The sequence below is a fragment of the Candidatus Walczuchella endosymbiont of Icerya purchasi genome (assembly GCF_964030875.1).
Taxonomy (GTDB): domain Bacteria; phylum Bacteroidota; class Bacteroidia; order Flavobacteriales; family Blattabacteriaceae; genus Walczuchella.
This window is the reverse complement of record NZ_OZ034981.1, coordinates 154,335-172,975: the sequence shown is the minus strand read 5'-3', so window position 1 is coordinate 172,975 and position 18,641 is coordinate 154,335. Positions and strand designations below refer to the sequence as shown.

General features: G+C 31.0%; 19 protein-coding genes, 1 tRNA gene and 1 pseudogene. 10 read left to right on the top strand and 11 right to left on the bottom strand.

The annotated features are described in order from the left end of the window. Positions 1-5 precede the first annotated feature (5 nt). The 7 genes and pseudogenes from frr to AAHJ01_RS01540 all read right to left on the bottom strand — a co-directional run. Positions 6-560: a ribosome recycling factor gene (gene frr / locus AAHJ01_RS00860; RefSeq protein ID WP_342226745.1), complete on the bottom strand. Its 555-nt coding sequence runs from the start codon at positions 558-560 to the stop codon at positions 6-8. Positions 561-610: 50 nt separating this feature from the next. Then, positions 611-1,537, bottom strand: coding sequence for a methylenetetrahydrofolate reductase (locus tag AAHJ01_RS00855; protein WP_342226744.1), 927 nt, complete (start codon positions 1,535-1,537; stop codon positions 611-613). Between the two features lie 6 nt (positions 1,538-1,543). Continuing rightward, the gene (gene serS / locus AAHJ01_RS00850; RefSeq protein WP_342226743.1) at positions 1,544-2,803 is read right to left on the bottom strand and encodes a serine--tRNA ligase; all 1,260 of its coding nucleotides are present in this window, start codon (positions 2,801-2,803) and stop codon (positions 1,544-1,546) included. A gap of 55 nt (positions 2,804-2,858) precedes the next feature. Further along, a tRNA-Arg gene (locus AAHJ01_RS00845) sits at positions 2,859-2,926 on the bottom strand. Between the two features lie 17 nt (positions 2,927-2,943). Beyond that, positions 2,944-3,201, bottom strand: coding sequence for a 50S ribosomal protein L27 (gene rpmA, locus AAHJ01_RS00840; RefSeq protein ID WP_342226742.1), 258 nt, complete (start codon positions 3,199-3,201; stop codon positions 2,944-2,946). 10 nt (positions 3,202-3,211) lie between these two features. Then, positions 3,212-3,526 carry a 50S ribosomal protein L21 gene (gene rplU / locus AAHJ01_RS00835; protein WP_342226741.1) on the bottom strand — a complete coding sequence of 105 codons (315 nt, stop codon included), beginning with the start codon at positions 3,524-3,526 and terminating at the stop codon, positions 3,212-3,214. Positions 3,527-3,785: 259 nt separating this feature from the next. Continuing rightward, positions 3,786-4,537 (bottom strand): annotated as a pseudogene (locus AAHJ01_RS01540) (GTP-binding protein); the annotation flags it as partial. Between the two features lie 566 nt (positions 4,538-5,103). Between AAHJ01_RS01540 and sufB the strand changes: the two are divergent. From sufB to AAHJ01_RS00800, 5 genes are all read left to right on the top strand, one after another. Further along, positions 5,104-6,540, top strand: coding sequence for a Fe-S cluster assembly protein SufB (gene sufB, locus AAHJ01_RS00820; RefSeq protein WP_342226956.1), 1,437 nt, complete (start codon positions 5,104-5,106; stop codon positions 6,538-6,540). A 35-nt stretch (positions 6,541-6,575) separates the two neighbouring features. Then, a complete protein-coding gene (gene sufC, locus AAHJ01_RS00815) occupies positions 6,576-7,319 on the top strand; it encodes a Fe-S cluster assembly ATPase SufC (protein ID WP_342226739.1) in 744 nt (247 codons plus the stop codon). Continuing rightward, positions 7,319-8,608, top strand: a complete 1,290-nt coding sequence (gene sufD, locus AAHJ01_RS00810; protein ID WP_342226738.1) for a Fe-S cluster assembly protein SufD — start codon at positions 7,319-7,321, stop codon at positions 8,606-8,608. Before sufC ends, sufD begins: the two co-directional genes overlap by 1 nt. Positions 8,609-8,616: 8 nt before the next feature. Further along, a complete protein-coding gene (locus AAHJ01_RS00805; RefSeq protein WP_342226737.1) occupies positions 8,617-9,843 on the top strand; it encodes a SufS family cysteine desulfurase in 1,227 nt (408 codons plus the stop codon). Between the two features lie 63 nt (positions 9,844-9,906). After that, positions 9,907-10,023 carry a 30S ribosomal protein THX gene (locus AAHJ01_RS00800; protein WP_342226736.1) on the top strand — a complete coding sequence of 39 codons (117 nt, stop codon included), beginning with the start codon at positions 9,907-9,909 and terminating at the stop codon, positions 10,021-10,023. A gap of 51 nt (positions 10,024-10,074) precedes the next feature. Here the strand turns inward: AAHJ01_RS00800 and AAHJ01_RS00795 are convergent, their stop codons facing one another. From AAHJ01_RS00795 to asd, 3 genes are read right to left on the bottom strand one after another with little or no spacing between them, the layout of a single operon-like run. Further along, the gene (locus tag AAHJ01_RS00795) at positions 10,075-10,428 is read right to left on the bottom strand and encodes a ribonuclease P protein component (protein WP_342226735.1); all 354 of its coding nucleotides are present in this window, start codon (positions 10,426-10,428) and stop codon (positions 10,075-10,077) included. 21 nt (positions 10,429-10,449) lie between these two features. Then, a complete protein-coding gene (locus tag AAHJ01_RS00790) occupies positions 10,450-11,244 on the bottom strand; it encodes an RNA methyltransferase (RefSeq protein WP_342226734.1) in 795 nt (264 codons plus the stop codon). A 22-nt stretch (positions 11,245-11,266) separates the two neighbouring features. Continuing rightward, the gene (gene asd / locus AAHJ01_RS00785; protein ID WP_342226733.1) at positions 11,267-12,259 is read right to left on the bottom strand and encodes an aspartate-semialdehyde dehydrogenase; all 993 of its coding nucleotides are present in this window, start codon (positions 12,257-12,259) and stop codon (positions 11,267-11,269) included. A gap of 187 nt (positions 12,260-12,446) precedes the next feature. Between asd and sucC the strand changes: the two genes are divergently transcribed. Next, positions 12,447-13,640 carry an ADP-forming succinate--CoA ligase subunit beta gene (gene sucC / locus AAHJ01_RS00780; RefSeq protein ID WP_342226732.1) on the top strand — a complete coding sequence of 398 codons (1,194 nt, stop codon included), beginning with the start codon at positions 12,447-12,449 and terminating at the stop codon, positions 13,638-13,640. A gap of 2 nt (positions 13,641-13,642) precedes the next feature. Further along, positions 13,643-14,722 carry a DNA polymerase III subunit gamma/tau gene (gene dnaX, locus AAHJ01_RS00775; protein ID WP_342226731.1) on the top strand — a complete coding sequence of 360 codons (1,080 nt, stop codon included), beginning with the start codon at positions 13,643-13,645 and terminating at the stop codon, positions 14,720-14,722. Between the two features lie 317 nt (positions 14,723-15,039). On the opposite strand, the gene AAHJ01_RS00770 is transcribed toward dnaX, so the two are convergent. Further along, positions 15,040-15,282 (bottom strand): Sec-independent protein translocase subunit TatA/TatB, encoded by a 243-nt coding sequence (locus tag AAHJ01_RS00770; RefSeq protein ID WP_342226730.1) that lies wholly within the window; start codon positions 15,280-15,282, stop codon positions 15,040-15,042. Positions 15,283-15,587: 305 nt separating this feature from the next. Here AAHJ01_RS00770 and AAHJ01_RS00765 point away from each other — a divergent pair, with 305 nt between their 5' ends. From AAHJ01_RS00765 to clpX, 3 genes are all read left to right on the top strand, one after another. Continuing rightward, positions 15,588-15,752 (top strand): hypothetical protein, encoded by a 165-nt coding sequence (locus AAHJ01_RS00765; RefSeq protein WP_342226729.1) that lies wholly within the window; start codon positions 15,588-15,590, stop codon positions 15,750-15,752. 990 nt (positions 15,753-16,742) lie between these two features. Continuing rightward, entirely contained in the window at positions 16,743-17,420 is a 678-nt protein-coding gene (clpP, locus tag AAHJ01_RS00760; RefSeq protein WP_342226728.1) for an ATP-dependent Clp endopeptidase proteolytic subunit ClpP, read from the top strand. Positions 17,421-17,425: 5 nt separating this feature from the next. Next, positions 17,426-18,628, top strand: coding sequence for an ATP-dependent Clp protease ATP-binding subunit ClpX (gene clpX, locus AAHJ01_RS00755; protein WP_342226727.1), 1,203 nt, complete (start codon positions 17,426-17,428; stop codon positions 18,626-18,628). Positions 18,629-18,641: the final 13 nt, after the last annotated feature.

Genomic DNA, 18,641 nt, shown 5'->3' with positions numbered 1-18,641 from the left:
AAGGATTATATCGTCATAATTTCTTTTGCTTTGACAGCAAGAAGTTCATCTATTTGATGAATATAAGTATTGGTAATTTTTTGCACTTTCTCTTCAGAAAGTTCTAACAAATCTTCAGAAATATTTTTGTTTTTCTTTAAAAGATGGTTAGTTTCTTTTCTGACATTTCGAATACTTACTTTTCCTAATTCTGCTTCTTCCTTAGCTATTTTCACTAATTCTTTTCTACGTTCTTCCGTCATAGGTGGTAAATGAATAATAATAGCTTCTCCATTATTCATTGGGGTAAATCCTATATTAGCATTAATTATAGCTCTCTCTATAGAAGACAATAGACTACGTTCCCAAGGATAAATACTTAAAGTTGTAGAATCTATGATACTAATGTTGGCTATTTTATTTAATGCAGTAATAACTCCGTAATATTCTACTTTTATTGTGTCAAGCAGATTTGGATGAGCTTTTCCAGTACGGATCTTGTAAAAAGATTTTTTAATATGTTCTAGAGATTTTTCCATTTCTTTATGACTAAGAGAAAGAATTTTTTGAACCTCTTCCATAAGACTTTATAGGTCAATTATTATCCAGAACATTTCTGGATAGTATGTTATTAACAAATATTTTTCACTATTTCAGAAACGTTATGAGGGTTACTCATAGTATAATAGTGTATCACAGGTATACCGGATTTTTTTAGTTCTATGGATTGTTGAATAGCCCATTCTATGCCTATACGAGATACATATTTATTATTCTTAGCCCGTTGCACTTCACGAACAAGTTCATGAGGTAGATTGATATAAAAATTAGCAGGAATATTCCAAAGTTGGTATTTGGAAGAAATGGGCTTTATTCCAGGAATAATAGGTACAGTTAATCCTTCCAACCTACAACGATATACGAAATTAAAATATTTTGTATTATCAAAAAACATTTGTGTAATAATATAGTCTGCTCCAGATGTAATCTTTTTCCTTAGATGAAAAATATCTTCATTAAGATTAGGAGATTCAAAATGTTTTTCTGGATAACCAGTTACACCTATACAGAAATCTGTGGGATGTACACCTATAAAGTTTTTATCTAGATATATTCCCTGATTTAGGTCGTATATTTGTTTGACCAAATCAACCGAATGGTTATGTACATTATGTTCCGGTACATTTTTTTTTTCAAAATTCATCGGATCTCCTCTAAGCACGAAAATATTTCTGATGCCTGAGAACCATAGATCTATTAAAATCTTTTCGGTCATTTTTTTGTTAAATCCTCCACAAAGCATATGGGGAACGGTATCTACTCCGTACTTATTCATAATAGCTGCACATATAGCCATGGTACCTGGTCTTCTAGAAAATTTTTTCTTTATTCCATATTCATCACGATGATAAGTAACATTTATAAAAGGAGGATTAAATTCCATCAGAGGATCAAGCACATCAAAAACATCTAAAATACTTCTTCCTTTTAAAGGTGGAAGAAGCTCGAAAGATAATAATGTGTTTTTAGCACGTTCGATGTATTCCGTGACTTTCATAAAACCTCAAAAAGGAAGAGTAATTTTTTCAAATCCCGTATAGGAAACGAGGACATTGGGAATAAGAATTTCTTTTTCATACTGATTCTCTTCTAAAAGAACTGCTAAAATTCTTGGTAATGCTAAAGCACTTCCATTCAGAGCATGGCAAAACAGGATTTTTCCGACGTTATTTTTATATCGTATATTAAGTCTATTAGTTTGAAAATCAGTACAATTAGATATAGAACTAACTTCTAACCAACGTTTCTGTATATCTGAATATATTTCTAAATCATACGTAAGAGACGACGTAAAACCTATATCTCTACCACATAATCGTAACAATCGAAAGGGGAAATTTAAATTCATTAAAAGTCCTTGAACATATTTGACCATTTCTTCTAAAATATCATAAGAAGTATCAGGGGTCGAAATCTGTACAATTTCTACTTTATCGAATTGATGTAATCTATTAAGTCCTCGAACATTAGCTCCATAGGAACCCGCCTCCCTTCGAAAACAAGGTGTATAAGTAGTAGCTTTAATAGGTAATTTATTTTCGGGCAAAATTTTATCACGAAAACAATTTATTAATGGTATCTCTCCAGTTGGAATTAGATACAAAAAGTCTCGAGTTATATAATACATTTGTTCTTCTTTATCAGGCAATTGTCCAGTACCTTGTACCGAAGATTCATTTACTAGATACGGTAAAGCGTACTCTATATAACCTGCACGAATATTTTGATCAAGAAAATATTGTACCAGTGCTCGTTGTAACCGAGCCCCTTGACCAATATATACAGGAAAACCTGATTGACTTATGGTTGCACCTAATTGACAATCGATAAGATGAAATTTATTAGCAAGTTCCCAATGAGAAAGCTTCTTTTTATTTAATAAATGGGAAGAATGACAATTATAAAGAATATCATTTGTTTCAGAAACTAATTTATAAGGAATATTAGGAATTTTAAGCAAAGCTTCCTTTAGTAGCTTTGACTTTTGGTAAAGTTTTTTATTAAGTTCATGTATTTCTGACTTTAATTTTAAAGATTGGGAACGAAGTGATTGTGTCCCTTTACCATTTGTGAAAAGTTTACCGATCTCTTTAGAGAGATTATTGGAAGCTGCCAGATATTCATTATATTTAAATTGTATTTTTCTTTTTTCCTTATCTAGAGATAATATTCTATCAATTAAATAAATGTTATAAAATTTCCGTGTTTTCAGTCCTTCAATGACTTTTTCCCGGTTTTCTCGTATAAATGATACTGGTAACATATAATTATTAAGTATATTTGTTACGTGAAACAATGGGAAAAAATATTTAAACTGCAACCAGGGCGGGATTCTAACCCGCGACAAATAGTTTAGGAAACTATTGCTCTATCCTTCTGAGCTACCCAGTAATTGATGGATTTTTATTTATCCATTTTAATGACAGACACGTATGAATTTCCTTTTTTTTTATAAAACTTCACTAATCCGAATTCTGCAGCGTGTAAAGTATGATCTTTACCCATAAAAACTAGATTCCCAGGCCGGTGTTTAGTTCCTCTTTGACGAACAATAATATTACCAGGCTGTACCTTTTGACCTCCAAAGATTTTTATTCCTAATCGTTTACTTGCTGAGTCTCGTCCATTTTTTGAACTTCCTACTCCTTTTTTATGAGCCATTAGAATATATTTATTGAGTATTGATGGAAATAATTTTTAATTTGGTAAGTTTCTGTCTATGACCCTGTTTTATCTTATATCCTTTTCTTCTTTTTTTTTTAAAAACTATGATTTTATCCGATTTAATATGCGAAAGGACCTTTCCTATTACTTGTATTTTCTTTATAAATGGAGTACCTATGGTAACAGACCCAGACCTCTCTAGTAAAAGAACTCGATTAAAAGTTACATTTTCTCCCTCTTTTTGTTTTAACCGAGGAATATATACGAATCTGTCTTGGTAAACTTTATATTGTAACCCTGCTATCTCTACAATGACATACATGGTAAGGGGATTAAAATAAATAATAAATATACAACTTTATTTTTTTAATACTCTAATTTAAGCATGGTCATAAAATTGCGGTATTTCAATTTTCCGCATTTTTTTTCGTGAAATATCTACTACGTAACATTTAGCTATATTTTCTAAATGCCTTAATTGTTTCACGATGCAAACGATCTTGTTTTATTTCCATATACCTAAAAATCCGCATCGAAAACCAAGAGCTATGGAATATTCTTGAATAAAAGTGAGAGAAACATCGTAATTTTTCAATGGAGGTACGCAACTCTTCATAGTCTTTACTATCTACTGGATAAACTCCTGCAAATACCATAGGTTTTACTTCTTTAAACCCTTTTATTGTATTTTTTGCTGTATTATCAATTTAGGTAAAAGTATCACCTACTTTAATTTCTAAAACATTTTTTATTCCTGGAAATGTAGGCTATCTTATTCCAGTACCATTTATTTAAAAATTCCAATTTCATCTACAGAACAAATTTTTTAAGTTCCCATGAATTTTATCTTCTGTCCTTTTCACCATTCATAACGCGAAAATAAGCCTCTACTCCTCGTATAGATCGAATCAAAAATCAACGCTTGTAATGGAGATATAGTATTCAATTACTATATTTTTTTTAGCGCTAGCATAAATTATTTATGACAATAACTCTTTCAGTATTCTATACTGGGAAATCTATTTGATTAAGTATAGGGATTATTTTATAGTTTGGGCTTGGATGCTTTGCACAGCATCCACTATCAATAAAGCTCCTTCACGTAATGGATCGCGATACTTCTGAGGTACATGTCCAGGAGTATCAATAAGGTTATCGGTTCCTTTATAATTCATTTGAATAGCGTGACTTTTAATGGTAATACCACGTTATCGTTCAAGGTCCATGTCATCAAGAAATTGGTTTTTCTTTATCATCCCGTTCGTTCTCATCCCGTTCGTTCTAGCAAACGATCTGCCAAGGTGCTCTTTCCATGGTCTATCTTAGCGATAATACAGAAGTTACGTCTATCTTAGCGATAATACAGAAGTTACGTCTATCTTAGCGATAATACAGAAGTTACGTCTATCTTAGCGATAATACAGAAGTTACGTCTAAATTTCGACGTCTATCGCAAACGCAGGTATATAACGTCACACGAATATGATTGCCCCAAAATATTCTACAGTAATCGTAATGATATAGCTTTACTATAAACTAATTGTGGAAAAATAGTAAAGCGGTCTCCGGGAAACGTAACAAATCTTTATGTATTAGGTTAATTATACTGAAGCTATAGTCCCATCTTGGGCTTAGAACGCTCGTGTAAAGGATGCAACTAAATAATTTAACTTCATCCCAATATGTTTATACTTTCTCTCTGAGTTCTCTATGATAAATAGTATATATAGATACTCACTACAGTGATTATTCTGTATAAAAAAAAATTTATGCCAGAAGAAGGTTTATCTAAAGACAAAGTATTTAAGGAAGGAGAAATCAAATCTGTAGGTTGCAGAGGTTTTTACAACCCGAATGCTGAACGTACTTGTGGTTGCGTTAGGAGTTTCTCCGCTTAAGATGAAACAAGACCTTCTTAAGAAGATTACCGAATATGAATATAAGTATGGTTTTTATTCTCAACTAGATTCTTATAAATTTCCTAAAGGTCTCAACGAAAAGGTTATTGTTTCTCTTTCAAAAAAAAGAGATGAGCCAAATTGGATGATGCAGTGGCGACTAGAGGCCTTTAAAATATGGAAAGAAATGAAAGAGCCTGAATGGGCTAAGATTAAATATCAAAAACTTAATTATCAAGATATTAGTTATTATTCTGCTCCTAAAAGAAAAACTACTGTCAATAGTTTGGATAAAGTGGATTCTTATTTATTAGAAACTTTTAATAAACTTGGAATTCCTCTTTCAGAACAAAAGTATATGGCGGGAGTTGCTCTAGATGTAGTAATAGACTCTATATCTGTAACGACTACTTTCAAAAAAACTTTATCAAAAAAAGGTATTATTTTTTGTTCAATAAATGAAGCTATACATAAGTATCCTGAATTAGTAAGGAAATACATTGGAACGGTAGTACCAATAAGAGATAATTTCTATGCCGCGTTAAATTCTGCAGTATTTTCTGATGGTTCGTTTTGTTATATACCAGATGGAGTTCATTGTCCAATGGAACTTTCTACTTATTTCCGTATTAACGAAGAAGGGACTGGACAATTTGAACGGACATTAGTTATCGCTGGTAAAGGGGCTTATGTCAGTTATTTGGAAGGATGTACTGCTTCAAGACGAGAGGAAAATCAGTTACATGCTGCCGTCGTAGAACTTATTTCGTTAGAAGATGCTGAAATTAAATATTCGACAGTGCAAAATTGGTTTCCTGGAGATAAAGACGGAAAGGGAGGAGTTTATAACTTTGTCACGAAAAGGGGAATTTGCGAAACCCGATCTAAAATTTCCTGGACGCAAGTAGAAACTGGTTCTTCCGTAACGTGGAAATATCCATCTTGCATTTTGCAAGGAGATTATTCAATGGGAGAATTTTATTCAGTAGCTGTGACAAAAAATTTTCAACAAGCAGATACCGGAACTAAGATGATCCATATTGGGAATAATACAAAAAGTACCATTATTTCGAAAGGAATTTCTGACGGAAAATCACAAAATAGTTATCGAGGATTAGTAAAGGTTTCCCAACAAGCGGAAAATGCAAGAAATTTTTCTCAATGTGATTCACTACTTATTGGAAATAAATGCGGAGCCCACACCTTCCCTTATATCGAAGTGAACAATCCTTCTGCAAAGATAGAACATGAAGCTACCACATCGAAAATTGGAGAAGATCAGATTTTTTTTTGCAATCAAAGAGGAATAAATAAAGAAAAGGCTATAGCCCTTATCGTTAACGGTTTTAGCAAAGAAGTACTTAATAAATTGCCTATGGAATTTTCTGTGGAAGCCAAAAAACTATTAGAAATTTCTTTAGAAGGATCAGTCGGATAGTTCTCTAATCAAGAGTATAGTAAGATTCTGTAATTATGTTAAATATCATTGATCTTCATGTTCGGATAAAAGAAAAAAAGATTCTTAGAGGAATAAATTTGAAAATTAAGAAAGGAGAAATTCATGCCATTATGGGACCTAATGGTTCGGGAAAAAGTACGCTATCTTCTATTATTGCTGGAAAAGAAGGTTACGAAGTAACTCATGGAAGCATATTTTTCGAAGGAAAAAATCTGTTAAAATATTCCCCAGAAAAGCGTGCTCATTTAGGTATATTCCTTTCTTTTCAATATCCGATAGAAATACCAGGAGTGTCTATAACAAATTTTATTAGGACAGCTATAAACTCCTTTAGGGAAGCTAAGGGATTGGAAGAGATGACTGCTACTGAGATGCTAAAGAAAATTCATAAAAACTCTACCCTTTTAGGAATAGACAAAAATTTACTTTATCGTTCTATCAACGAGGGTTTCTCAGGAGGAGAAAAAAAACTAACAGAAATTTTTCAAATGGCTATGTTAGAACCTAAATTGGCTATTCTTGATGAAACAGACTCCGGACTGGATATTGATGCACTCAGAATAGTAGCTAATGGAATAAATAGCCTAAAAAATAGGGAAAATGCTCTTTTAATAATTACGCATTATAATCGGATTTTGCAGTATATTGTTCCAGATTATGTTCATGTATTATACCAAGGTCAAATAGTTAAATCAGGGGACAAAAAACTGACGATGGAACTAGAAAAAAAAGGTTATGATTGGATAAAAACTCATTAATGATAGATATAAAAAAAAAGATTATCTCTTCTTATTTCAAGAAGAAAATACCTTGGCATGAATATTTTCATACACTTCGTTTTGACGCTATAAAAACATTAAAAAAAAAAGTATTTACCACGATTGAAGCATGGAACATCCCATTATTAAATCGTGATTATATGTTTTCTCATAATACTTCTATAGAATGGAAAGATATACAGCCTCATTTATTATATACTACTGATAGTTACCGATTAGTATTCGTAAATGGGGTGTATAGTGCACGGTTTTCCAAACCCACACAACGATACAAAAACATTTGTGTTTTTTCTCATGGACTTTCTCCAGAAAAATATGTTTATATTATAGCTTATTATGCTAAACTTTCTTCATCGCAAGATGGATTCAATGCTCTGAATACCGCTTTAGCCCAAGATGTGGCCTATATACACATACCAGATGGTCTAAGAGTAGAACATCCGATCCAACTAGTATACTTTTCTAGTGGGGTAGATTCCCACTATACACTTATTTTTCCTCGAAACTTGGTAATTTTAGGAAAAGGATCTTACGCAGAAATTATAGAAAAACATTATACATTAGGATCAGATATTCCATTAAGCAATTCTGTAACAGAGATATATACGGATACTCATAGTCATTTAGAATATTTTAAAATACAGAATGAGATTTCTAAATCTTCTTTAATAGATCAGACGTTTATTTATCAAAAGTTTAAAAGCAAGTGTTCTATAAGTACTTTTTCTTTTGGAGGAAAACTAGTTAGGAACAATTTACATATTTATCAACGTGATTCAAAAGTCTGTTCAAAACTTAATGGTATTAGTATTCTTCATGGAAAAATTTTGGTGGATCATCATACTGTAATAGAACATGCTTATCCTAATGGTAAAAGTAATGAAATCTACAAAGGTATATTTGATGATAAAGCTAAAGGTGTTTTTAATGGAAAAATAATAGTTCGTAAAGAAGCAAAAAAAACTGATGCTTTTCAACGGAATAACAATATTTTACTCTCCAGAAAAACTTCTGTAAAGACAAAGCCTCACCTTGAAATTTTTGCCGACGATGTCCTATGCTCACACGGTTGTACTATTGGTAAGTTTAACGAACAAGCTATTTTTTATTTTCGTTCACGTGGTATTTCGGAAAAAGAGGCTCGTGCACAATTGATGTTTGCTTTTGTTCAAGAGGTGTTAGAACATATTCCTATTCCAAAACTAAAGAAACATATTTATGAAATCATAAGTAAAAAAATGAATGTCTATCTTAATTTTTATTTATAAACCTCAGAATGTTATCACCATCAGAAATACGTGACATCAGAAAAAATTTTCCGATTCTTTCTAAGAAAGTCTATGATCACCCTTGGATATATTTAGACAACGCAGCCACCACTCAAAAACCGATGGAAGTTATCAGTGCTATAAATAAATATTATAGCACAATGAATTCTAATGTGCATCGTGGGATTCACTATATGAGTCAAGTGGCTACAGAAGCTATGGAGAGAAGTCGTGAGCATATACACAGATTTATCAATTCTTTTAGTGTGCAGGAAATAATATTTACTAAGGGTACAACTGAATCTATTAATTTAATAGCGTACGCTATGAATGATTTTATACATGAAGGAGATGATATTATACTTTCAGAACTTGAGCATCACTCTAATATTGTACCATGGCAAATGTTATGCCAACGCAAAAACGCCCATTTGAATATTATTCCAATAGATCCAAATGGTTGTTTATGTATAGAAGTCTTAGATAGACTTTTAACTGAACGAACGCGTATCGTTTCTCTAAATCACATTTCTAATGTGTTAGGAGTAATAAATCCGATAAAAAAAATTATCCAAAAAGTACATAATCAAGGTGCTTGGGTCTTTATTGATGGAGCTCAAGCACTTGCACATACTCAAATAGATGTCCAAGATTTAGATGTTGACTTTTATGCTTTTTCGGCTCATAAAATGTATGGTCCTACAGGGACAGGAGTATTATATGGAAAAAAGAATTTGCTTGAAAAATTCTCTCCTTGGCAAGGAGGAGGTGAAATGATTAAAGAGGTAAATTTTGATCAAACTATTTATGCTGAATTACCTTTTAAATTCGAAGCTGGAACACCAAATATTGCTGGAATTATTGCTTGGGAAAGCGCATTATTTTTTATAGAAAATATCGGTCTGGACAGGATTAAATCTTACGAAGATTATCTTCTAAAAGAAGTAAGTCGTCATTTAAATTCATTAAATGGTATTTACCAGTATGCAGATACTGCACCACGTTCAACTATCGTATCTTTTAATTTATCTGGAGTACACCCGTTTGATATAGGTAGTCTTCTAGATAGAATGGGAATTGCAGTACGCACTGGTCATCATTGTGCCCAACCACTTATGAAAGCTTTAGGAACAATTGGAACCATTAGAGCTAGTTTTGCTGTTTATAATACCATAGAAGAAGCTGAAAAACTTTGTGAGTATCTTACTAAAGCCTGCGAAATGTTGTTTATTTAACCTTAGTTCACGATTTTAAGAATAACTTTGTTATATTTAGACTATAAAAAAAATACATATAACATGGGAAAGGGAGATAAAAAAACACGTCGTGGAAAAATTAATAGAGGTACTTATGGTAACACTCGGTTGAGCCCAAAAAATATAAAACGTCTTAAAAAGAGAAAAAAAAAAATATAGTATTACTATAAAGAGAGTACAAGGTGCGTTTATTAGTACTATTCAATTTTTTTAATATTGTTTGGTTTTTATCATGTGGGTTCCTAATAAAAAGAAGTAAAAGATTTTTTCTATATTAATATACATTTCTATTTCCTGAACTTTCGTCAGTTCTTTCTTCATCCAAAGAATTAATATTAAATAAGAGGTTTGCCCATTTTTTTTTAAAAACTTTCGGATATAGGCGTTTATGATTCTTCGTTTAACTAGATTTCTTTTTACTGCGCTTTTAATAAATTTTTTCGGAACATATACACAAATTTTGTAGAAAAAAAATAGATCTGTTTTTTGTAGAAAAATAATTTTTAATCCATTCGTTTGTACAGAATAGCCATTGTTGTAAAGTTCTATAAAATGATTTTTCATTTAGTTGTAGTTGTTTTAGTATTACAACGAGTGTAATACATATAAACGCTGACGAAAGGCCTCAAAAAGGATTACAGCTGCAGCATTACTTACATTTAATGAATCAATATTTCCCCGCATAGGAATTTTTAATATTTGATCGGATGCTTTAATTATTTCTTTTGAAGCCCCAAAAGATTCTGATCCTATCACAACAGCAATTTTTGATCTTAAATCACTATTATATAAATTAGTCGCATCATTTCTAAGTGAAGAAACTATAAGTTGGACCTTATTTTTTTTTATCCAAAAAAAGAATTTTGAAGGTGCTATTTCTATTATTTTTTGGGTAAATACTGTTCCTAAGCTTGCTCGTATTACATTGGGATGAAAAAGATCTGTTTTAGATTTATAAAGTATAATACCATCTAAATCTATAGCTTCAGCACTTCTAAAAATAGCGCCTAAATTTCCAGGTTTTTCAATACCATCAAGAATTAGCAAAAATAATGCCTTGCTTATATTAAAATTATCCAATTTAATAGCGTGCCGATAAAAAATACCTATTAATCCTCCGCTTTTTTTTCTATAAGCAATTTGTTCAAAAACTTTACGGCTAATTTCTATAATTCTAGGAAAATGTTGTAGAACATTTATCTTTTCAGTAATATCTTTACAGATAAAAATTTCTTTAGGTTGATAATTTCCTTGTAACGCTTTTTCAATTTCTCTTAGGCCTTCTACAATAATAATATGTTGCTCTATACGAAGTCCGGATTTTTTTTGTAATCTCAATAGACTTTTTATTTTAAAATTTTTATTACTGTAAATATTCATAAGGGTAGTTTAGGGAAATCTTCTACTGTATAAGTTTATGATTTATCAAATACTCTGCAATTTGTATTGCGTTAGTGGCTGCACCTTTTCGCAAATTATCAGCGACTAACCAAAGTAATAAGCTATTTTCTTGTGAAAAATCCCTCCGCAATCTTCCTACAAATACTTCGTCTTTTCCTCCGGAATGAATTGGCATGGGATAATAATTATTTTTAGGATTATCTTGTAGTATTAATCCTGGTGTATTTTTCAATATTTTTCGTAATTCATCTAGTTCAAAGTCTTTTTTTAAAGAAATCTGTACACTTTCAGAATGTCCTCCGATCACTGGAACACGAACTGCTGTGGCACTCACCCCCATATTTTTTACGCCCATAATTTTCTTTGGTTCTCTTATCAATTTAAGTTCTTCTTTAGTATATCCATTTTCTTCAAAAGAATCGCACTGTGGAATGGCATTTTGGTAAATTGGGTATGGATAAATACGTTCACCATATTTTCCTTTCGATTCAGCAAATAATTGATCTACAGCTTTTTTTCCAGTCCCTGTGACTGATTGATAAGTAGAAATAAAGACACGTTCTATTCCGTATTTTTTATGCAATGGATTAAGAACCATTACTAACTGTATGGTGGAACAATTAGGATTAGCAATAATTTTATCTTTTTCTGTTAGTTTATGGGCGTTAATTTCAGGTACAACGAGTTTTTTTGAAGAATCCAACCTCCAAGCTGAAGAATTATCGATGACTGTAGTTCCTATTTGAGCAAATTTAGGAGCCCATTCTTTTGAAATTTCACTTCCAGCTGAAAATAAAGCAATGTTAGGGAACATCCTAATCGCTTTTTTTAGACTAGTAAGTTTATATTTTTTACCTTTGAAACAAATTTCTTTTTCTAGAGATCTTTCTGAAGCAACTAAGATTAATTCTGTTACCGGGAATTTTCTTTCTTCTAATACTTTTAGTATAACTTTACCTACCATTCCTGTAGCTCCAACAACGACAACTTTCATAAATTTTTTATCATAAATATATAAGTGTTTAGGTAACAGGAAAATATGGAGACAAATTATTATTTTTGACGCCCCATCAGGCCGGATCCTCGTTATAACGTAGTAAATTGCGTGTAGTGGTACTGTGCCCCCTACTTAATTTTATAATAGCGGATTGAAAATAACTCATCATTCATAATAAAGTCTTATGAATTTACATGAATATCAAGGAAAGAACATACTTCACTCTTTTGGAATAAAGGTTCCATTGGGTATGGTAGCACGAACACCATATGAAGCCATAACTCTGGCAAAAAAAATAACTCAAAAAACCGGGTCCAATATTTGGATAGTAAAAGCACAAATACATGCTGGAGGACGTGGAAAAGGAGGAGGTATAAAAATGGCGAAATCTCTGAAAGAGGTCTATGAAATATCCTCAAAAATTATAGGGATGCGTTTGATTACACCTCAAACTCCTAAAGAAGGAAAACTAGTACATCGTGTAATGATTGTACAAGATGTTTATTATAAAGGGAAAAGTGAGATTAAAGAATACTATATATCTATACTCATAGACAGAAATAAAGAAAAAAATATAATAATGTATTCGACCGAAGGAGGTGTAGATATTGAACAAATAGCTAAAGAATCACATGAAAAAATTTTTATAGAAGAGATAGACCCGTACTATGGGATATTTGACTTTCAAGCGAAAAAGATAGCTTTTAATATGAAATTACCTACCCAGGTATTCAAAGAATTCATAATTTTTATCAAAACGCTTTATAAGGCTTATGTAGCATCAGACGCTTCCATGATTGAGATTAATCCATTATTAAAAACTTCTGATAATAATATTATAGCTGTTGATACTAAAGTCGTTATAGATGATAATGCTCTTTATAGACATACTGACTATGCAGCTCTGCGTGATATAGATGAGGAAGATCCCTCTGAAGTAGAGGCTGCTTTAGCGGGTTTTAATTTGGTCAAACTTGATAGTAATGTTGGCTGTATTGTTAATGGGGCAGGTTTAGCTATGGCGACTATGGATCTTATTAAATTTTCAGGGGGAAGTCCCGCTAATTTCCTTGATGTTGGAGGAACCGCCGATGCACATAGAGTAGAAAAAGCTGTTTGTATTTTATTGAAAGATAAGACCATTTCAGCTATATTCATTAATATTTTCGGAGGTATTGTACGTTGTGATACCATTGCCCAAGGTATCATAGCTGCCGATAAAATTATAGAAGGAGGAATACATGTCCCTTTGATTGTCCGTTTACAAGGAACTAATGCTAAAGAAGCTAAAAATATGATAGATCATAGTGGATTATGCGTACACTACGTTGTTACACTGAAAGAAGCTGCTGCTAAAATTAAAGAAATATTAATTTAATTATGCAAGCCTATATTGTTTCAGCTATAAAGTATCGTCCTAAAGATTTTAAAGATGTAGTAGGACAAAAAGCCGTTACTGATACGCTAGAGAGAGCTATAAAGAATAATCGTTTAGCTCATGCGTTTTTATTTTGTGGTCCTAAAGGAGTGGGAAAGACTACTTGCGCTCGTATATTGGCTAGAAATGTCAATATTCTTTCTCACAAGAAAGAAATATTAGAAAATAATTTTAATGTTTTTGAGTTAGATGCTGCTTCTAACAATTCAGTAGATGATATAAGAAATTTAATAGATCAGTTACGTTTTCCACCTCAACAGGGAAAATATAAAGTATATATCATAGATGAAGTTCATATGCTATCTCAAGCAGCCTTCAATGCTTTTTTAAAAACTTTAGAAGAACCTCCTGAACATGCAATTTTTATACTTTCTACTACTGAAAAACATAAAATATTGCCTACTATTCTTTCTAGGTGTCAAATTTACGATTTTAGAAGGATTTCTTTAGAAAATATTTATAAAAAACTAAAACAAATTGCTTCGTTAGAAGGAATTAAAACCGACATAGAGTCTTTGTATATGATTGCACAACATGCTGATGGATCTTTACGGGATGCACTATCCATATTTGATAGACTTATATCCTTTTCAGGAAAGCAATTAACTACAACTTTAATAAGAGATCAATTGGGTATTCTTGATCAAGAATATTATTTTAAATCAGTGGATTTGATGCTTTCCAATAATATTACAGGAATTCTATTACTTTTTCATGAAATACTCCAGAATGGATTTGATGAAAAATTCTTTATAGAAGGATTGGCTCAACATTTTAAATATCTTATATTGGCCAAAAACTCAGATGGACTTTCCTTAATGGAAGTTGTTGAATCACTTAAAGAAAAGTATATTCAACAGGCATCAATCGTTTCTAAAGATTTTTTAATAGAAGCAATACAGATTTGTCACCTTGCTTATATAGATTATAAATTAAGTCGGAATCCTCGTCTTTCTATAGAAATTTCTTTAATTAAATTATCTTCCCTAAAGGATACTAACAATCCCTGTGCAGATAATTAAATCAATTAATCAATTATTGATGATCAAACTTTTGAATCTTCTTACCGAGAAGGAAAAAACGTCTTGGGAAAAATTTATTACATTAAATCATTTTTTGCTAATAAGAACCATAAAATATGAATTTTTTGATGATTCACTAGTAATTTTATATTTTTCTTCAAAAGAAGAAATGATGAAATTTTCATCTATACATAAATTGATCTTGAAAAATATTCAGTTTTGTTTTGAAACTCGTATTATACATCATAAAAAACAAAGAACTTCTGGGGAAAAAAAATTTTATTATTTAATAAAAAAATATCCGAAATTAAAAATCCTTAAGGAATGTTTATACTTAGATTTTTCCGATTGATTTTCCATGTATAGCTATAAATCATAACGTCGTATCCTTCTTTTCTTTTTTTTTCTTCATAGTCATCACCCTGAGCAGCTTTTTTAAATTCTCTCAATCCTGTACCAAGACCTTTCAGAAGTTCTCCTCCAAATAAAAGAAGAGCCAGGATAACAATTAATTGACTAGGACCAAAATTTGCTAAAAACACGGATGTAATATTCTTCATTATGATTAAGGTTAATTTCTTCAGACATAATTTTGTCCTCTAACGTTATAGAAATTAGCTCCTAAAAGACCTAATATAGTGTGTACACACATGCGTCCTAATTAGGAATATTTCGGTCCCCCATGCTATAAATACTACACCAGGGATTTTTAATAACAGGTTTATTTATTTGCATTATAATCTGATGCACCATAGGAAAAACACATAAGATTATAAAAAAAGCACAAATACTTGGACGTTAATAATTCGTCTCCATTCAGACGCAACCATATCAGACTGCTTGAGAAAAGTTGCTGTTGATCGTGATGTTTATAAGAGTTATCAATACCGAAAGTAAGAATAACACTTGTCAAAATTTTTATAAAACTGTAATGAATTATCTTAGTAAGCACAATTCCTATGCTATACTCTTTCCAAAGAATTTTATCCGCCAGCTTTTTAAAATTATAGAACTGTTGCAAAAATATTAGTTTTTTTAATTATAAACAATTGGATGAACTTAATATAATATTAACCGTATCATTTAATAAATCAGCTTTTAAAGCACAATTTACTGGGTTTAGAAAAGGTCAAGTTGAAATAATTAAATTAGTTCACGAAGAAATACACTATTAGTGATTAGATCTCTAGAGAAGGACTTCATATTCTCGTAAACATTTTGACTAAAAATATTCTTTATGTAAATGCAGAAGAATTAGGACTCGTTCCACAATTTTACATCCCCCCATATTCCTTAAGAATTAAAAGAGGAAGATATACATCATAATCTAGAGAAGTTTCAACAACGGTTTGGTTTAAAAATTCATCTTATATACAAGGTAAAATAACAGCTATTCATTCTAATAATAGAGAAAATCTTCCTAGAATATGCTTTGAAAAATTTCCCTAAAAAAACCGTTTACAAATTTCTAAATATTATCGATATAAATACTTCTGAACTCTTTTTATACGAAAATAGTTGGTAAAATTTGTAGTTTATCATTTTCCAATACGTTTTGAAAATCTCTTTAAGTTCATCCTGCTCCGTTGAATAAATATTTTTTTTTCAGTCTTTGGAGAAAATAAAGTAACTTCTTTAGAATCTTTTAATAGAAAGTTTAAAAAACACATCTGAAAAAATTATACTGAAGTAGTTGAGAAATTTTTTATCGGTTGTTTTAACTAGTACATTTCGATTTAATTTTTTAACCCGTTATATTCCCCGTTATATTAAAGATACTAAAAGTCAAAAATGTTCAGAAGATAATTAATATGAACAATTTTAAAAAGATTTACGATCTCGTTTATTTGAAAAGAAATTATCGCATAAATTAAAAAATCTTAAGATATTGAAGCATCCGTCTTTTCATATCCCAAAAGGTCTAATTTTCTCTTTCGTAATAGTTTAATACAGGTTTTAAGAGAACGTTCAATTAAAAAAATTTCGTGGTAATATTTTCTTAATAAGTAGCTTAAAAAAGATGTTTGACAAAAAAGAATTTCGAAAATATGCTATTGATCATTGCTCTATAAATAGCATATTATTAGATAATTATATTAGTTCCATAACTCCTTACATCGTAGAAGAACGAAAATTAAACGTAGCACAAATGGATGTTTTTTCCCGTTTAATGATGGACAGAATAATTTTTCTTGGTTCATCTATAGATGATCAAGTAGCTAATATAGTACAGGCACAACTTTTATTTTTACAATCAGTAGATTCCTATAAGGATATACAGATTTATATAAACTCTCCTGGTGGAACTGTTTATGCAGGATTAGGAATTTATGATACGATGCAAATCTTGAACCCTGATATAGCTACCGTATGTACGGGTCTAGCTGCTTCTATGGGAGCGGTATTACTTTGCGCAGGCACTAAGGGAAAACGTGCAAGTCTTAAACATTCTAGAATTATGATTCATCAGCCATTAGGAGGAACACAAGGTCATGCATCAGATATAGAAATTGCAACACGTGAAATTATTAAACTGAAAAAAGAACTTTATGAGATTATTTCTCAACATTCAGGACAATCTATAGAAAAAGTAGAAAATGATTCCAATAGAGATTATTGGATGACGTCTCATGAAGCTGAAAAATATGGAATGATAGATGAAGTTTTATATAGAAAACCTGAAAACAACATAACTTAAATATCATGGAAAAGTGTATGTTCTGTGGATGTAAAAAAAACAATACAGGATTATTTTTAACCGGATTATATGGTAATATATGTGTTAATTGCATCGAACAAGCTCACCATCTAATTAACAAAAAAATTTATAAAAAAAAAGAAGATATTTCTTCTGTAGGCTATAATATTAGTAGCCCAAAGGACCTAAAAAAGTTTTTAGATAAATATATTATTTGTCAAGAAGAAGCTAAAAAAATTATTTCTGTAGCAGTTTATAATCACTATAAAAGGTTAACACATGACATATTAGATAAACATAATGAAATCGAAATAGAAAAATCAAACGTTCTTATTATTGGTAAAACTGGAACTGGTAAAACTCTTATGGCACGTAGCATTTCACGTTTTTTGAATGTCCCTTTTACTATCGTAGATGCAACAATTCTCACTGAAGCAGGATATGTTGGAGAAGATGTGGAAAGTATATTGACGAGATTGCTACAAGCAGCTGATTACAACATTACAGCAGCTGAACGGGGTATAGTATTTATTGATGAAATAGATAAAATTGCTCGAAAGGGAGATAATCCTTCTATTACCAGAGATGTTTCCGGAGAAGGAGTGCAGCAAGCTTTTCTAAAAATATTAGAAGGATCCGTGGTAAATGTTCCACCTCACGGTGGAAGGAAACATCCTGATCAGAAAATGATCCCAATAGATACAAAAAATATTTTGTTTATTGCAGGAGGATCTTTTGAAGGTATTGATAGACTTATTACCAGTCGATTGAATTTTTCATCTATAGGATATAAAAATACGACACATTCTAGTGTAGAACACAATGAAATTTTCCAACATATTAGTGCTACAGATGTTAGAAACTTTGGACTTATTCCTGAACTCACTGGTAGATTTCCAGTGATTACCTACATGCATCCTTTGGATACACACGCACTTTATAGAATTATGACTGAACCTAAAAATGCTTTACTTAAACAGTATAAAAAACTCTTTGAGATGGATAATGTTTCTTTAATTCTGACTAAAGATGCCATTGACAAAATTGTAACCCAATCGCTAAGTACTGGGGTGGGTGCAAGAGGGTTACGAACAATTTGTGAAAAAGTTTTCAATGATTTTATGTTTGATATAAAACAAAATAAAAGTATTTTAAAAATCGATGGCAAAATGGTCGAAAAGAAATTAAATAATTATAAAGCTTCATAATTAAGTTTTAATA

What these genes read in the sequence shown, in the direction of transcription:
- frr (WP_342226745.1), bottom strand. Translation starts at nt 560, where the DNA reads ATGGAAGAGGTTCAAAAAATTCTTTCTCTTAGTCATAAAGAAATGGAA.
- AAHJ01_RS00855 (WP_342226744.1), bottom strand. Translation starts at nt 1,537, where the DNA reads ATGAAAGTCACGGAATACATCGAACGTGCTAAAAACACATTATTATCT.
- serS (WP_342226743.1), bottom strand. Translation starts at nt 2,803, where the DNA reads ATGTTACCAGTATCATTTATACGAGAAAACCGGGAAAAAGTCATTGAA.
- rpmA (WP_342226742.1), bottom strand. Translation starts at nt 3,201, where the DNA reads ATGGCTCATAAAAAAGGAGTAGGAAGTTCAAAAAATGGACGAGACTCA.
- rplU (WP_342226741.1), bottom strand. Translation starts at nt 3,526, where the DNA reads ATGTATGTCATTGTAGAGATAGCAGGGTTACAATATAAAGTTTACCAA.
- sufB (WP_342226956.1), top strand. Translation starts at nt 5,104, where the DNA reads ATGAAACAAGACCTTCTTAAGAAGATTACCGAATATGAATATAAGTAT.
- sufC (WP_342226739.1), top strand. Translation starts at nt 6,576, where the DNA reads ATGTTAAATATCATTGATCTTCATGTTCGGATAAAAGAAAAAAAGATT.
- sufD (WP_342226738.1), top strand. Translation starts at nt 7,319, where the DNA reads ATGATAGATATAAAAAAAAAGATTATCTCTTCTTATTTCAAGAAGAAA.
- AAHJ01_RS00805 (WP_342226737.1), top strand. Translation starts at nt 8,617, where the DNA reads ATGTTATCACCATCAGAAATACGTGACATCAGAAAAAATTTTCCGATT.
- AAHJ01_RS00800 (WP_342226736.1), top strand. Translation starts at nt 9,907, where the DNA reads ATGGGAAAGGGAGATAAAAAAACACGTCGTGGAAAAATTAATAGAGGT.
- AAHJ01_RS00795 (WP_342226735.1), bottom strand. Translation starts at nt 10,428, where the DNA reads ATGAAAAATCATTTTATAGAACTTTACAACAATGGCTATTCTGTACAA.
- AAHJ01_RS00790 (WP_342226734.1), bottom strand. Translation starts at nt 11,244, where the DNA reads ATGAATATTTACAGTAATAAAAATTTTAAAATAAAAAGTCTATTGAGA.
- asd (WP_342226733.1), bottom strand. Translation starts at nt 12,259, where the DNA reads ATGAAAGTTGTCGTTGTTGGAGCTACAGGAATGGTAGGTAAAGTTATA.
- sucC (WP_342226732.1), top strand. Translation starts at nt 12,447, where the DNA reads ATGAATTTACATGAATATCAAGGAAAGAACATACTTCACTCTTTTGGA.
- dnaX (WP_342226731.1), top strand. Translation starts at nt 13,643, where the DNA reads ATGCAAGCCTATATTGTTTCAGCTATAAAGTATCGTCCTAAAGATTTT.
- AAHJ01_RS00770 (WP_342226730.1), bottom strand. Translation starts at nt 15,282, where the DNA reads ATGAAGAATATTACATCCGTGTTTTTAGCAAATTTTGGTCCTAGTCAA.
- AAHJ01_RS00765 (WP_342226729.1), top strand. Translation starts at nt 15,588, where the DNA reads ATGTTTATAAGAGTTATCAATACCGAAAGTAAGAATAACACTTGTCAA.
- clpP (WP_342226728.1), top strand. Translation starts at nt 16,743, where the DNA reads ATGTTTGACAAAAAAGAATTTCGAAAATATGCTATTGATCATTGCTCT.
- clpX (WP_342226727.1), top strand. Translation starts at nt 17,426, where the DNA reads ATGGAAAAGTGTATGTTCTGTGGATGTAAAAAAAACAATACAGGATTA.